We start from the raw sequence: 15,245 nt of genomic DNA on the forward strand, positions 1-15,245 counted from the left end.
GGAATAAGCAAAGCACTATGATAGCGACTCATTTATACTGTGTCTTTTGGTCCATTTAGCAGGCGAGTGGGTAAGGCATGAAAACGTATCTGGTCGGCGGCGCAGTTCGCGACCGTTTGCTGGATTATCCGGTTAAGGAGCGTGACTGGCTGGTGGTCGGTGAGACTGCCGACAGCATGCTGGCTGCGGGTTTTCGGCCCGTTGGCAAAGACTTTCCGGTATTTTTGCATCCGGGCAATCATGAAGAATATGCCTTGGCTCGTACCGAACGCAAAACAGCCCCTGGCTATAAAGGTTTCGCGGTTCATGCCGACTCCGATGTGACCTTGGAGGAAGATTTGCTGCGCCGCGATTTAACCGTCAATGCGATGGCGATGGATGCTAACGGCGAGCTGTTTGACCCGTTTCACGGGCGACGCGATTTGGAAAATCGTATCCTGCGCCATGTGTCTCCGGCTTTTAGCGAAGATCCGGTGCGAATTTTGCGTGTCGCTCGCTTTGCGGCCCGTTATGCCCATTTGGGGTTTATTGTGGCCGAGGAAACCCAGGCGCTGATGAGGGAGATGGTCCTGGCTGGCGAAACCGATTTTCTGGTCGCCGAACGGGTATGGGCGGAGTTGCATAAAGCCTTATTGGAGCGGTCGCCGGCGGCATTTTTTCAAGTATTGAGAGACTGCGGCGCGTTGCGGGTGATTTTTCCGGAGGTCGATGCTTTATTTGGCGTACCGCAGCCGGAGAAACATCACCCGGAAATCGATACCGGTGTACATGTCTTGATGGTGCTGGCCCAGGCCACGCGGCTTTCCGAGAAGGCCGAGGTCCGCTTGGCGGCCTTGTTGCACGACTTAGGCAAGGCCTTGACACCAAGTCAGCATTGGCCCAGTCACCACGGGCATGAGCAAAAAGGTTTGCCGGTGCTGGCTAAGTTGTGCCAAAGACTGCGAGTGCCGAATAGTTTTAAATTGTTGTGTGTCCAGGTCATGCAATATCACACCCATTGCCATAGAGCTTTGGAATTGCGCGCGGATACCTTGATCGATATGCTGCAAGCCATCGGCGCGTTTAAGCCCGATAGTCGCTTGGATGAGTTTTTACAAGCTTGCGAAGCCGATGCCCGTGGGCGGACCGGATTTGAAGATCGGCCTTATCCGCAAGCCGATTACATTCGCTCGGCGGCAATGGTAGCCGCAACTGTCGATACCTCGGCGGTTTTGCTTAAAGGCTTGCAAGGCCCGCAGATCGGCATTGCCATCCATAAGCTACGTGTCCAGGCCGTAAGCGATTACAAACAAGGTTATCAACATTTAACAACAGAGTCAGCATGAACGCCATCCTGATCTCCGCCGGTTTGTTGATTTGCAGCAATGTGTTTATGACTTTTGCCTGGTATGCGCACCTGAAGGAATTGAATAACAAACCCTGGCTGCTGGCCGCATTCGTCAGTTGGGGCATAGCCCTGTTCGAATATCTGCTACAAGTGCCAGCCAATCGTATCGGTTACACGCAGTGCAGCGTTGCTCAGCTGAAAATCATGCAAGAAGTGATTGCGCTGAGCGTATTCGTACCCTTCTCGGTTTATTACATGAAAGAGCCGTTGAAACTGGATTATCTCTGGGCCGGCTTATGTTTGCTGGGCGCGGTGTTTTTTATGTTCAGAGCCAAATTGAGCTGAGCTTGAGCAGATTGGAATAATACAAATGGATACACAGTATGCTTAGTTATCGCCACGGGTTCCACGCCGGCAATTTTGCCGATGTGTTAAAGCACAGTCTGCTGACATTGGCGATCAATGCCCTAAAGCAGAAAGATAAGCCTTTTGTTTACATCGATACCCACGCTGGCGCCGGTAAATATTCCTTTAAATCCGAGTTTGCCCAAAAAACCGGCGAATACCAACAAGGCATAGCCAGGCTATGGGAGCGTGAGAATGCCCCTCCGGAATTGAAAGATTATCTGTCTGCGGTACGCGCGGAAAATACCGGTCGGCAATTGGTGCGTTATCCCGGCTCGCCGCAATTGGTCAAGCGCTTGGCCAGAGCGCAAGATCGATTAGTATTGTCGGAATTGCATAGCAGCGATGTCGAAGCCCTGCAGCAATTATTTGCCGGCGACAAGCAGGTTAGTGTCGCTAAGGAAGACGGTTTGCAAAACTTAAGCAAGAAATTGCCGCCTATCCAAAAGCGCGGCTTGATTTTTATCGACCCCAGTTATGAAATGCGCGACGAATATAAAAAAATCGTTGCGGCTTTGACGTCCGCATACAAACACTTCGCTACCGGCGTCTACGTGCTGTGGTATCCGGTTATCGACCGGGCGGCGACCGAAAACTTTATGCAGCGATTGGAGCAAACCGGCATTCCTCGCCAGTTGCGGATCGAGCATTGCGTAGCCGATGACGGCCCAGGTCGTGGTATGACCGGTTCCGGCATGGTGATCATCAATCCGCCTTGGCAGTTGGATACTCAAGCGGAAGCGCTGTTACCTTGCTTGAATCAAGCCTTGGCCGCTGGTCGGGGGCATTGGAAAGTTGACTGGCAGGTGCCTGAGTCAATATCGGCGAGTGCGGTAAGGAATTAGCAATGATTAGAAAGAATCTCGACTTGATCATCGTCGGTTTTGTGGTACTTGCTGCCGTCATGTACGATGTGACGCTGGAAGTGCTGGGTGAGTTCATGCACTTGCTGTTCGAAGGATTTCATGTGGCCTTCGAATACGTCGAATTAGGCATTGAAGAAGCCGTCGAATTGGTATTCCATGTTTTGGATATCGGCGAAATCATCGAGTATTTATTCGAGTCTGACCGCCACGGTAGCCAAGTGGTGACGTTTTATATTTTGTTGACGATTGCCTGGTTTGGTTTTTATAAGCTCTCGAAATTTGTGCCCCGGCTTTGGGCAGCTATTAAGCAATGGTCGCTTAATACTTGGGTGCGGCGGCAAACCGAATTAGAGTTGTATTGGCTCTCGCTTACCATAAGGAACAAAGTGACTCTTGCCGTCACTGCCTTGGCCGTTGCCTATATCGCTTCATTTTTCGTGATGTGATTGTGCGCATCCCTGACGAAACCGTTTTATTTTTAATTTTCTTATGCCATTACTAGAACAAGTTACCCAATCCATTCTTGCCGTCAATGGCCTGCAAACCCAAGACGTAGACCGGGTGATGGCGGCGCTGCTTAGCGTACCCGTCGATGCTGCCGATATCTATTTTCAGTCCAGCCATTTCGAATCGTGGTCCATGGAGGGCGGTATTATCAAGGAAGGCAGCCACTCCATAGAGCACGGCGCCGGCGTGCGAGTAGTGAGCGGTGACAAAACCGGCTTTGCTTACAGTGATCGCATCGAATTGCCGATTCTGCTGGAAGCCGCCAACAACGTCAAAGCCATCGTCAGACAAGGACAGCAGGCGCAACGCCAGATCGAAGCCGCCAAAAGCTGGCCGCCGCTCTATCAACCGCTCAATCCCTTAAAGTCCTTGGCCGACCAAGAAAAAATCGATTTATTGAAGCGCGTCGACAGCGAAACCCGCAAATTGGACAGTCGTATCGAAGAAGTGATGGTCAGCCTGATTGCCGCCTATGACAGTGTGCTGATTGCCAATCAAGACGGTTCTTTGGCGGCCGATGTGCGGCCCTTGGTGCGGATGAACGTGACGGTGATTATGGTCGAAAACGGTCGCCGAGAGCAAGGCAGTATGGGCGGCGGCGGGCGTAGCGATTACAGCTTTTTTCTGGAAAACGACCGGGCATTTGAATATGGCCGCGAAGCGGTGCGTTTAGCTCAGGTTAATTTGCAAGCCCAAGAAGCGCCGGCCGGCAATATGACCGTGGTGTTGGGTCCGGGTTGGCCGGGAATCTTGTTGCACGAGGCCATCGGACACGGTTTGGAAGGCGATTTTAACCGCAAAGGTACTTCAGCATTTAGTGGCAGAGTCGGCGAGCGGGTGGCTTCGGATTTATGCACCGTGGTCGACGACGGCACTTTGGTCGGACGGCGCGGTTCCTTGAATATCGACGACGAAGGTACCCCCACCGAAAATACCGTGTTGATCGAAAAAGGTATTTTAAAAGGCTATATGCAGGACAAACTCAATGCGCGCTTGATGGGCGTCAAACCCACTGGCAACGGTAGACGCGAATCGTATGCGCACTTGCCGATGCCGCGCATGACCAACACCTACATGCTACCGGGGCAGAGCGATCCGGAAGAAATTATCCGCTCGGTTAAAAAGGGCTTGTACGCCCGTAACTTCGGCGGCGGCCAGGTGGATATTACTTCCGGCAAATTTGTGTTTTCCACCAGTGAAGCCTATCTGATCGAAGATGGCAAAATTACCCGCCCTGTGAAAGGCGCGACGCTCATTGGGAATGGTCCGGACGTGTTGACCAAAGTATCGATGGTCGGCAACGACATGACCCTGGATAGCGGCGTCGGCACTTGCGGCAAAGACGGACAAAGCGTGCCGGTTGGCGTCGGCCAGCCCACCTTGAAAATCGACGGTTTGACCGTTGGTGGCACCAGCGTTTAATGCCTCGGGTCGATGCGTCGGCCCACACATGCAATCGAATTCTAAGAGACTTACCGTGCAAAATCAGGAAGAAATTAATCGCTTAAAAAATGTCGTTCAACAGTTATTGGACGAAGCCAAACAACAAGGCGCCAGTGGCGCCGAAGCGGCATTCAGTGTTGATAACGGCCTGTCAGTGTCCGCACGTTTGGGGGAAGTGGAAACCGTCGAATATCACTGCGATCAAGGCATAGGCGTCACTGTCTATTTCGGCCAGAAAAAAGGCTCGGCCAGCACCAACGATATTTCCGCAGACTCTCTGAAGGAAACCGTCAAGGCCGCGTGTAGTATTGCCCGTTATGCCAGCGACGATGCCTATTCCGGCTTGCCCGATGCCGAATTACTGGCAACCGAATTTCCGGATCTGGATTTAAATCATCCGTGGGATATTGATGCCGAACAAGCCATCAACATCGCCATCGAATGCGAAAACATCGCGCGCGGCTACGATAAGGTGATTAACAATTCCGAAGGTGCTTCCGTGAATACGCATCAAGGCACCCGGGTCTTTGGTAATTCGCTGGGCTTTTTGCAGGGCTACCAGTCTAGTCGGCATTCTCTAAGTTGTTCGGTACTGGCCGGTAGCGGCGATGCCATGCAGCGCGATTATTGGTACAGCGTCGCGCGCCATGCGGCGGGCCTGGAATCGGCGCAGCAAGTGGGTGAAAAAGCCGCGCAACGCACAGTTAGTCGCCTGAATGCCCGTAGCCTCAGCACCCGCCAATGTCCGGTGTTATTTGCGTCGGAAATGGCGTCCGGCTTGATCGGCGCGATGATAGGCGCGATTAGCGGCGGCAGTTTATATCGCAAATCCTCGTTTTTATTGGATACGCTGGATACGCAAATCATGCCGGATTTCGTGCGTATTCATGAGCAACCCTTACTGCGCGGTGCACTGGGCAGCGCCAGTTATGACTCGGAAGGTGTAGCAACTAAGGCCAGGGATATTGTCAGTGAGGGTGTTTTAAGATCGTATGTACTCAGCACCTACTCGGCGCGCAAACTGGGCATGCAAACCACCGGCAATGCCGGCGGCGTGCACAATCTGACCGTTGATCCCGGTAATAACGATTTTGCCGGTATGCTGAAACTGCTAGGCACCGGCTTGTTGGTAACCGAGCTGATGGGGCAGGGCGTAAACCGGGTGACTGGTGATTATTCGCGTGGCGCGTCTGGATTTTGGGTGGAAAACGGTGTGATGCAGTATCCCGTGCAAGAAATCACCATTGCTGGCAACTTAAAGTCCATGCTGCGGAATATCGTCGCCATCGGCAACGATGTAGATCTGCGCGGCAATATCCGGGTTGGCTCGATTTTGCTGGAGCAGATGGCGATTGCCGGTGAGTAGAGATTCACTGGCTGAGGCTTCAAAATAACTCGATTCCTGTGCGTAAACTCAAAAGCAGCTAATCAGCCTTTGCTTGAGATTGGCAAGGTTATCAAGGCGCAAGAGCGCCTTGATGCATGTGTCAGTTTTTCCGAAACTCTCCTTAGTATTCCTCCAGCGCACCATTTCTCATTAGCTGTGATATTTGGTTAAGCCATAGTGTTATCCATCGCTTTCGGGCATCACAAAGCGTAGCGCGCGCGTCCCGATTCTAGCTCCCGTGACCGCGTCGATCGCCACCGGTTGAATATCCTTTCCCGTTTCAACATCCTGGATACGCACCGACGGAACATCGCCCCGATACTGGATTCCCCAGGCGCCAATCATCATAAGCACCGGCAGAAAGTCGCGGCCGGCGGCCGTTAACACATACTCCTCGCGCGGCGGACGCTCCGAATAGAGCCGCTTTTCCAATATTCCTTCCTCAGTTAACGTCGCCAAGCGCCGGGTCAGAATCGTCGGCGCGATGCCAAGACTTTTCCGAAATTGGTCGAAGCGTGTCAGGCCAATGTGGGCGTCCCTTAGAATCAATAGGCTCCAGGTGTCGCCAAGAAAAGCCAGGCAACGAGCAATCGGACAAGGGTCGGCGCAATTATTTTTCTCGTTCATACGTTTTTAGTAGTGACTAAGTTTCATTTTGATAGTAACATTGCTTTCGAAATGATAGTAACACTTAAGCGATAGACAATCCACCCCATGGGAGACTTGATATGAACAGTAAAGAACATGCCGTAGCGTTGATCACCGGTGCATCCTCGGGCATAGGCCTGGTAACGGCCAAGGCCCTGCAACAAGCGGGTTACCGCGTATTCGGCACCAGCCGTAAGACGGCTGCATGCGCCGACGGCATCACGATGCTGAACTGCGACGTGACCGACGAGGCGTCGGTAAACAACATGGTTACCGAGGTCTTGCAACAGACCGGCCGCATCGATCTGCTGGTCAATAATGCCGGCGTCGGCTTGCTCGGCGGCGCGGAAGAGTCGTCCACCGCGCAGGCTCAAGCCTTGTTCGACGTCAACGTGTTCGGCATCACGCGAGTGACCAATGCCGTACTGCCGACCATGCGCAACCAAGGAAAAGGCAGAATCGTCAATATCAGCTCAGCCCTTGGTTTTATCCCGGCTCCTTACAACGCGCTGTATGCCGCGACCAAGCATGCGGTCGAGGGCTATTCCGAATCGCTGGACCACGAGCTGCGCAGCTTCGGCATCCGGGTGGTACTGGTTGAACCGGGATATACCCGCACCGCGTTCGAAGCCAGTCTAACCAAGCCCGATCAGCCGCTGGAAGTCTACGACTCAGTGCGTGCCGGCATGGAAGTGGTCATGCGCAATGGCGTGAATGCGGGGGACGCAGCGGACGTGGTCGCCGACGCGGTGTTGAAAGCAGCGACTGCCACGGTTCCCAAAAGGCGCTATACCGCCGGAAAACAAGCAAGCCAAGTACGTTTTCTACGCCGTTTCCTCCCGGAAGCACTGGTCGACAAGAGCTTGCGCAAGTTTAACCAGCTGCCAATAGCCTGAATAATGGAAGGATAACGACATGAGTCATTTATCGCAGAATTCCATGACGACTAAGGGCCGGCTTCTGGCCGGATTGTTGCTACCGCTGATGATAAGCGCCGGATGCAGTGATCAAGATAAACAAACACAAGTGGTTTCCAGACCGGTAAAGGTGTTTCGAATCGACGACACCGCTGCGGTCGGTGTTATGAGCTTTGCCGGGGAAGTTCGGGCCAGAATCGAGACCGCCTTATCCTTCCGGGTGGCCGGTAAACTGCTGGAACGGAAAGTGGATGTTGGCGACTCCGTGCGTAAAGGCCAACTGCTGGCGACTTTGGATGGCAACGATTACCGCCTCGCCGTGCAGGGCCTTAAGGCTCAACTGGCTGCCGCCCAGGCCGACAGCAATTTCCTGCGCGACGATCTGACGAGATACCGCGAACTGTTGGCTCAACAAGTCATCAGCCCGCCGGAGTTCGAACGGCACGAAACCGCCTATACCACCGCGCGGGAGCGGACCGCGGCGTTGGCAGCGCAATTGGCTGAAGCGAATAATCAGCTGAGCTATACCGAATTGCATGCCGACCGCGACGGCGTGGTCACGGCCTTGGCTGTCGAGGCAGGACAGGTGTTGGCGGCAGGCCAGGCCGTGGTGACGCTGGCCCAGCTCGACGAAAAGGAAATCCATCTCGACGTGCCCGAGCATCGGCTATCGGAAATCAAGAACCAACAAGCCGTTAATGTCTCGTTGTGGGCCGGCGACGAACGGCCGCTCAAGGCCAGAATCCGCGAGATCGCCTCGGCCGCCGACCCGGCCAGCCGTACTTACCGGGTCAAAGCCAGCTTGCTGGAAGGCCTGGATGCCGCACAACTGGGGATGACGGCAACCGTTCATATCGCAGCAAACACCGCTTCCGGCATCGCCATCCCGCTGTCCGCCGTCTATACCCCGCAAAACCAGCCCGATCATCCCGCCGTGTGGCTGATCGACGAGCAGGCTGCCACGGTCAAAGCCGTGCCGGTTCGCTTGGGCGAAACGCAGCCTGGCGAACGCATTGTCGTCGATGGCGTAACCCCCGGCCAATTGCTGGTCAGCGCCGGCGTGCAACGTCTGGCCGAGGGTCAGGCTGTCCGCTTGCCGGAAGAAAATGCCTTGGCTAAGCATGGTGCAAAAGAGGGACAACTATGAAAGCATTCAACCTCAGCGAATGGGTGCTAAACCATCGCTCTTTCACCGGTTTCATGCTGGCATTGGTGGTGCTCGGCGGGGTGTTCGCCTATCACATGCTGGGCCAGCAGGAAGATCCGCCGTTTACGTTCCGGATCATGGTCGTTAAAACCCTCTATCCCGGCGCCACCGCTTTGGAAGTCGAGCAGCAGTTGACCGACAGGCTGGAAAAGAAAATCCAGGAGCTGCCCGACCTGGATTATCTGCGCAGCTATTCTAAACCCGGCGAATCGGTGATTTTCATCACGCCGCGCGAAGATACGCCGCCCAAGGAGATTCCCGAGCTTTGGTATCAGGTGCGCAAGAAGGTCGACGATATCCGCATGACGCTGCCGCCCGGCAGCATAGGGCCGTTTTTCAACGACGAATTCGGCGATACCTATAGCCTGATTTACGCCTTCTCCGGCGAAGGCTTTAATTATACCGATCTGAAATTGGCGGCCGATTCGGTGCGCCAACAGCTGTTGCGGGTCAAGGATGTCGAGAAGGTCGATCTGATCGGCGTGCAGGACGAAAAGATTTTCGTCGAGTTTTCCGATAAAAAGCTGGCCGAACTAGGCCTGGATACGGCGGCGGTTGCCCATGCCTTGCAGGCGCAGAATGCCATGGCGCCGGCCGGCACGGTATATTCCCCGCAGCGCAATCTGCCGATACGCCTGACCGGCTCGTTCGACTCGGAAGACAGCGTCGCCAATATGGCGGTGCGCATCGCTAATCGCACCTTCAAGGTCAAGGATTTCGCCCAGGTGATGCGCGGCTACGTCGATCCCGCCGAATTCAAGATGCGTTTCAACGGCAAACCGGCGCTCGGCCTCGGCGTGACGATGAACAAGAAAGGCAACGTGATCGCCCTGGGAAAAAACTTGGACGACACGTTGGCCGGCATCAAAAATGAGTTGCCGTTAGGCATGGACGTGGAGCAAGTCGCCAATCAAGCGCGTGTGGTGAAAAACCAGATGGCGGAATTCGGCCAAACCTTTTTTGAGGCGCTGGCGACCGTGTTGGTGGTCAGCTTTTTGAGCCTGGGCTGGCGCACCGGGTCCGTGGTCGCGCTGACCGTGCCGCTGGTGCTCGCCGCGACCTTATTGGTCATGCTGCTTTGCGGCATCGATTTGCAACGGATTTCCTTGGGCGCTTTGATTCTGGCGCTAGGCCTGCTGGTGGACGATGCGATGATCGCCGTCGAGATGATGGCCCGCAAGCTGGAAGAAGGTTGGGACCGGATGCGCGCCGCGACCTATGCTTATACTGCCACTGCCTTTCCAATGCTGACCGGTACCTTGATCACCATCGCCGGCTTCCTGCCGGTTGGTCTGGCGCAATCCTCGGCCGGTGAATATACCGTGGCGATTTTTCAGGTAGTTGGCATTTCGCTGATACTGTCTTGGATAGGCGCGGTGGTGTTCACCCCGTATCTGGGATTCTTGATCCTCAAAGTGCATGCCAACGCCGACGGCCCGATCCACGATTTGTTCGATACGCCGTTCTACAATCGTTTGCGGCGTTGGGTTGATGCCTGTGTCGCGCACCGTAAGAAAGTGATCGTCGCCACGCTGGCCTTGTTCGGTCTCGGCGTCGTGGCTTTAACTCATGTCCCCGAACAGTTTTTCCCGCTGTCCAACCGGCCGGAAGTCATCGTCAATCTTTGGCTGCCGGAAGGCAGTGCCTTCGAGCAAACCGAAGCCGCCGCCAAACGCATGGAAGAGCTGTTAGCCAAGGACGAGGACGTCGAACACGTCGCCAGCTATGTTGGCAGCGGCACACCGAGGTTTTTCATGTTGATCGTGCAGCAATTGGCGAATACCAATCTGGCCGAATTGGTGGTGATGACCAAGGATAACCAGGCGCGCGAACGGGTGATGCAGCGCGTCCGGCAGATTCTGGAGACGGATTTCCCGAATGTCAGGGGCCGGGTCAAGCGCCTGAATGTCGGGCCGCCGATGGATTATCCGTTGGCGTTCAGGGTGCTCGGCGAAAATCCCAACATCGTGCGCGGCATTGCCGAGCGGGTGGCCGAGGTCGTGCGAAACCATCCCGGCACCGTCGACGTCAACGACGACTGGCATGACCGCATGCCGTCGTTCCGACTGATGCTGGATCAGGACAAGGCGCGGGCCCTGGGTGTGTCGACGGCCAGCCTGTCGCAAGCCTTACAGGCGCATTACAGCGGCATCCCGGTCGGGCAATTGCGCGAACAGGATAAATTGATAGACATCGTCTGGCGGGCCAGTCCCGAATTGCGTAGCGCCGCCGACGAATTGCCGGATGTCGCGGTGCGCACCGCCAATGGCAAGTCGGTAGCGCTGTCCCAGTTCGTCAAGTTCGAGACCGTATTCGAGGACGGCGTGCGCTGGCGGCGTAACCGCTTTCCAACCATCTCGGTGCGCGCCGACGTGGCCGACGGCAAGATGGCCCCAGACGTGGCGGCGGAAATCGTCCCGAAACTTAAACCGATACAGGACAGCCTGCCGGCCGGTTATTTCATCGAAACCGGCGGCTCCAAGGAAGACGCGGTGAACGCGCAGAAGTCGATTCTGGTTTGGATTCCATTGGTGCTGATCGTCACGCTGATTTTGTTGATGATGCAGTTGCAGAATCTGTCCAGGACGTTCATGGTGTTCAGCACCGCGCCGCTGGGCGTGATCGGCGCGGCCTTCGGCTTGCTGTTGTTTAGGGCGCCGTTCGGTTTTGTGGCCTTGCTGGGCATTCTGGCGCTGGCCGGCATGATCATGCGCAACTCGGTGATTCTGGTGGATCAGATCGATCAGGATGAAAAATCGGGACTCGACACCTGGTCGGCCATCGTCGAATCGACGGTGCGGCGCTTCCGGCCAATCATGCTGACCGCGGCGGCGGCGATTCTGGCGATGATCCCGTTGTCGCGCAACGATTTCTTCGGCCCACAGGCTATTGCGATCATGGGCGGGCTGACGGTGGCAACCGTGTTGACGGTGTTCTTCCTGCCGGCGTTGTATGCGGCGTGGTTCAGGGTGGAGCGTGCGAACGGAGGTTGTAAAGCCCTCACCTAATGGCTTTCCATCTCGTCAACGATTCTTCCTCCTTTGAAAAAGGGGATCGAGGGGGATTTATTAGAAAAATCTCCCCCAGCCCCTCTTTTCCAAAGAGGGGAGTAGGAATAGCGGTAGGGTACGGAATGCGTACCTTTTTAAAGCCTCAGCAATTATTTAGCCCAAGGAGAGTACGCGGTGCGTACCCTACGCGGCGCCCACGGAGTTTTACAATGAAAAATAGTTCCTTAACACTGCTAACCCTGCTGTCCCTGACCAATCTAATTGCCTGTACGCCGACCCGCGTCGGCGACCAAGTTGCAATCAACAGCCCGGCACAATGGCAACACGCGCCCAACGCCCAAGTCACCGAAGCGGTTGACCTGAAGACTTGGTGGCAAGGTTTCAACGATCCCTTGCTGAACGAGTTGATAGACAAGGCCTTGGCCGCGAACCACGATCTAAAGATCGCTACCGCTCGGGTTCGCGAAGCCAACGCGATGGTCACCGTCGCCGAAGCGGCGCTGTATCCCAGCCTCGATTTCTCGCTCTCCGGCGGCCGGGAAAAACGCATCGACCGCATCGTCGGCGTGCCGAGCGGGCAAGGCATCAAATTGATTACGCCCACGGCCGATGCCGTCAGCGGCGGACTGGCGGCGCGCTGGGAAATCGACTTGTTCGGCGGCCGGCATTTGGAGGCGGAAGCCGCCGCCGCGCAAGCTAAAGGCAGCAAGGAAGGCTTGCATGCGGCGCAAGTCGGCCTGTTGGCCCAGGTCGCGACCAATTATCTGGAACTGCGCGGCGTGCAGCAACGCACCAGCATTTTGCAAGAAAACATAGCCTTGCAACGTGAGCGATTGCGGACATTGCAGGCCTTTGTTAAAGCCGGGCTGGCTAACGAGGCGGACCTTGCCCGCCAGCAAACCTTGTTACAGAGCACCGAAGCGACGCTGCCGACATTGGCCAACGCCGAGCAAAACCTGATCCATCGTTTGGGTGTGTTGCTGGGCGAGCCGCCGGAAAACCTAGAACACAGCTTCGCCGATGCCGATGCCGATGCCGGTCCGTTGCCGAAACAAGCGCCGGCCCTGCCCAATTTGCTTCCTGCTGATTTACTGGCACAGAGGCCCGATTTGCGCCTGGCGCAAACCGAAGTCAGCGTGGCGGCGGCCAGCCTGGGTTCGGCACGGGCCGATCTTTATCCCAAGATAGTTTTGTCGGCCAGCGGCGGTCTCGGCGCGCTGGCGGTCGGCGGATTTCCGAGTCTGGCCGATAGCGTTTATGCCCTGGGTTCCGGCATTTCCGCGCCCATCTTCAACGCCGGCCGTATCCGCGCTCATATTGCCGCCGCCGATGCGCGGCTGGATCAGGTCGCGGCAAATTACGAAAAAACCTTTTTACTGACCCTGGAAGATGTGGAAAATGCCTTCGTCGCCCATCGTTCCGCCACCGATAGCTTCAGCCGTTTAACCGAAGCGGAAGCCTCCGCGGAAAAAGCCTACCGGTTGGTAGATGCGTTGTATAGTCGCGGCGCAGGGAATTATTTGGCTGTTCTGGATGCCGAACGCAGCAAGCTGGCTGTCAGCGACGAACGCGCCAAAGCGCAAACCGCGGTTAGCGTAGCAATGGTGTCGCTGTACCGGGCTTTTGGTGGCGGCTGGAGGGTTGATGCACGGGAGAGCTAAACAAATCAGAATTCGAATTCGTAATTGTTGTCAACCAGGATGCCCAGGGCATCCTGCCAGCAAATACCATGAAAACCACGCCGTCCCAAAGAGGAAATCCAAATGACGAAACCTTATCTCCAACCCCTAAACTCGAATTGTCCATGAATAGCGACCCCATTATTTCCATTCGCGGGGTCAACAAGACCTATGCCGGCGGTTTCCAAGCGCTGAAGAACATCAACCTGGACATAAAGCGCGGTGAGATCTTTGCTTTGCTCGGTGCCAATGGTGCGGGTAAAACCACCTTGATCGGGATCGTTTGCGGTATCGTCAACGCCAGTGCCGGCAACATCATCGCTGACGGCTACGACACACGCCGAGACTACCGCGCCGTGCGCGCCGCCATCGGTTTGGTGCCACAGGAATTGCACACCGACGCCTTCGAGTCGGTTTGGGCCACGGTCAATTTTAGTCGCGGACTGTTCGGCAAGCCGCCCAATCCTGCCTACGTGGAAAAAGTGCTGCGCGATTTATCGTTGTGGGACAAGCGCGATGCGAAAATCATGTCGCTATCCGGCGGTATGAAACGCCGGGTGCTGATCGCCAAGGCGCTGGCGCATGAGCCGACGATATTGTTTTTGGATGAGCCGAGCGCCGGCGTGGATGTGGAGTTGCGTCACGACATGTGGCGCATGGTCCGCGAACTGCGCGCCAACGGCACCACCATCATTCTGACTACCCATTACATCGAAGAAGCCGAAGACATGGCGGACCGTATTGGCGTCATCAATAAAGGCGAATTGATCATCGTGGAAGACAAAGCCGTGCTGATGCGTAAGCTCGGCAAGAAGCAACTGACGCTGACTTTGCGCCAGTCCATGACCGAGATTCCGGCCGAGCTTGACGCTTGGGCCTTAACGCTGACAGCAGACGGCGAACGCTTGGTCTATAGCTTCGACACCCAGGAGGAAGAGACAGGGATTGCCGAGCTGCTGCGCCGGCTAAACGAACACGGTATCGATTTCAAAGATCTTAGCTCCAACGAAAGCTCGCTGGAAGACATTTTCGTCAGTCTGGTTCATCAATCCCAAGGGACGCAATCATGAATATCTACGGCATTCGCGCCATTTACCGCTTTGAAATGGCCCGCACCTTTCGGACTTTGGCGCAAAGCATCGCCGCGCCGGTGCTGACCACCTCGCTGTACTTCATCGTCTTCGGCAAAGCCATCGGTTCGCGGATGGGCGACATTGACAGCGTTAGCTACGGTGCCTTCATCATCCCCGGCTTGGTGATGCTAAATCTGCTGAACGAAAGCATCTCCAACGCTTCTTTCGGCATTTACATGCCCAAATGGGCCGGCACGATTTACGAACTGCTGTCGGCGCCGGTGTCTTGGATCGAAGTGCTGCTGGGTTATGTGGGGGCGGCGGCGACCAAGTCGGTGCTGTTGGGCTTGCTTATCTTGGGCACGGCTCGACTATTTGTGCCTTACGAGATCGCCCATCCGCTTTGGATGATCGGCTTTTTACTGCTGACAGCCGTTACCTTCAGCCTGTTCGGCTTCATTATCGGCCTGTGGGCCGACAGTTTTCAGAAGCTGCAGGTGGTGCCGATGTTGGTTGTGACGCCGCTGACTTTCCTGGGCGGCGCCTTCTATTCGATCAATATGCTGCCGCCTTTGTGGCAGAAGATCACCTTGTTCAATCCGGTGGTGTATTTGATCAGCGGCTTTCGTTGGAGCTTTTACGGCATTGCCGATGTGGATGTCGCCATGAGCATAGGCATGACCTTCGGCTTTCTGACCGTCTGTTTGATCTTTGTCTGGTGGGTGTTTAAGACCGGGTACAAGATTAGAAATTAAGACGGAATCAACGTAGCCGA

The 15,245-nt window shown here is 55.5% G+C and carries 13 protein-coding genes; 12 read left to right on the top strand and 1 reads right to left on the bottom strand.

From position 1 onward, the window contains the following. Positions 1–77: 77 nt before the first annotated feature. The 6 genes from EBA_RS01715 to pmbA are packed head-to-tail and all read left to right on the top strand — an operon-like array spanning position 78 to position 5,914. Positions 78–1,325: a multifunctional CCA addition/repair protein gene (locus tag EBA_RS01715; RefSeq protein ID WP_192372641.1), complete on the top strand. Its 1,248-nt coding sequence runs from the start codon at positions 78–80 to the stop codon at positions 1,323–1,325. Further along, positions 1,322–1,672 carry a DMT family protein gene (locus EBA_RS01720; protein ID WP_036278996.1) on the top strand — a complete coding sequence of 117 codons (351 nt, stop codon included), beginning with the start codon at positions 1,322–1,324 and terminating at the stop codon, positions 1,670–1,672. Before EBA_RS01715 ends, EBA_RS01720 begins: the two co-directional genes overlap by 4 nt. Before the next feature lie 38 nt (positions 1,673–1,710). Further along, positions 1,711–2,577, top strand: a complete 867-nt coding sequence (locus EBA_RS01725) for a 23S rRNA (adenine(2030)-N(6))-methyltransferase RlmJ (protein WP_192372643.1) — start codon at positions 1,711–1,713, stop codon at positions 2,575–2,577. A gap of 2 nt (positions 2,578–2,579) precedes the next feature. Further along, a complete protein-coding gene (locus EBA_RS01730) occupies positions 2,580–3,044 on the top strand; it encodes a hypothetical protein (protein WP_192372645.1) in 465 nt (154 codons plus the stop codon). Between the two features lie 43 nt (positions 3,045–3,087). Then, positions 3,088–4,527 carry a metalloprotease TldD gene (gene tldD, locus EBA_RS01735; RefSeq protein ID WP_192372647.1) on the top strand — a complete coding sequence of 480 codons (1,440 nt, stop codon included), beginning with the start codon at positions 3,088–3,090 and terminating at the stop codon, positions 4,525–4,527. A 55-nt stretch (positions 4,528–4,582) separates the two neighbouring features. Further along, positions 4,583–5,914: a metalloprotease PmbA gene (gene pmbA, locus EBA_RS01740; protein ID WP_192372649.1), complete on the top strand. Its 1,332-nt coding sequence runs from the start codon at positions 4,583–4,585 to the stop codon at positions 5,912–5,914. A 201-nt stretch (positions 5,915–6,115) separates the two neighbouring features. Here pmbA and EBA_RS01745 read toward each other — a convergent pair whose 3' ends face one another. Next, positions 6,116–6,562 (bottom strand): winged helix-turn-helix transcriptional regulator, encoded by a 447-nt coding sequence (locus EBA_RS01745; protein ID WP_192372651.1) that lies wholly within the window; start codon positions 6,560–6,562, stop codon positions 6,116–6,118. A 101-nt stretch (positions 6,563–6,663) separates the two neighbouring features. Between EBA_RS01745 and EBA_RS01750 the strand changes: the two genes are divergently transcribed. The 6 genes from EBA_RS01750 to EBA_RS01775 all read left to right on the top strand — a co-directional run bounded on the left by EBA_RS01750 (position 6,664) and on the right by EBA_RS01775 (position 15,225). Then, positions 6,664–7,479, top strand: a complete 816-nt coding sequence (locus EBA_RS01750) for an oxidoreductase (RefSeq protein WP_192372653.1) — start codon at positions 6,664–6,666, stop codon at positions 7,477–7,479. Positions 7,480–7,498: 19 nt separating this feature from the next. Beyond that, positions 7,499–8,647: an efflux RND transporter periplasmic adaptor subunit gene (locus EBA_RS01755; RefSeq protein ID WP_225615846.1), complete on the top strand. Its 1,149-nt coding sequence runs from the start codon at positions 7,499–7,501 to the stop codon at positions 8,645–8,647. Next, positions 8,644–11,715 (top strand): efflux RND transporter permease subunit, encoded by a 3,072-nt coding sequence (locus EBA_RS01760; RefSeq protein WP_192372655.1) that lies wholly within the window; start codon positions 8,644–8,646, stop codon positions 11,713–11,715. The genes EBA_RS01755 and EBA_RS01760 overlap by 4 nt, the downstream gene beginning before the upstream one ends. A gap of 212 nt (positions 11,716–11,927) precedes the next feature. Further along, positions 11,928–13,379 carry an efflux transporter outer membrane subunit gene (locus tag EBA_RS01765; RefSeq protein WP_192372657.1) on the top strand — a complete coding sequence of 484 codons (1,452 nt, stop codon included), beginning with the start codon at positions 11,928–11,930 and terminating at the stop codon, positions 13,377–13,379. Positions 13,380–13,522: 143 nt separating this feature from the next. Beyond that, complete coding sequence (locus EBA_RS01770; protein ID WP_192372659.1) at positions 13,523–14,467, top strand: ABC transporter ATP-binding protein; 945 nt, start codon at positions 13,523–13,525, stop codon at positions 14,465–14,467. Then, positions 14,464–15,225 carry an ABC transporter permease gene (locus EBA_RS01775; RefSeq protein WP_192372661.1) on the top strand — a complete coding sequence of 254 codons (762 nt, stop codon included), beginning with the start codon at positions 14,464–14,466 and terminating at the stop codon, positions 15,223–15,225. The genes EBA_RS01770 and EBA_RS01775 overlap by 4 nt, the downstream gene beginning before the upstream one ends. Positions 15,226–15,245: the final 20 nt, after the last annotated feature.

The organism is Methylomonas albis, from assembly GCF_014850955.1.
Taxonomy (GTDB): domain Bacteria; phylum Pseudomonadota; class Gammaproteobacteria; order Methylococcales; family Methylomonadaceae; genus Methylomonas; species Methylomonas albis.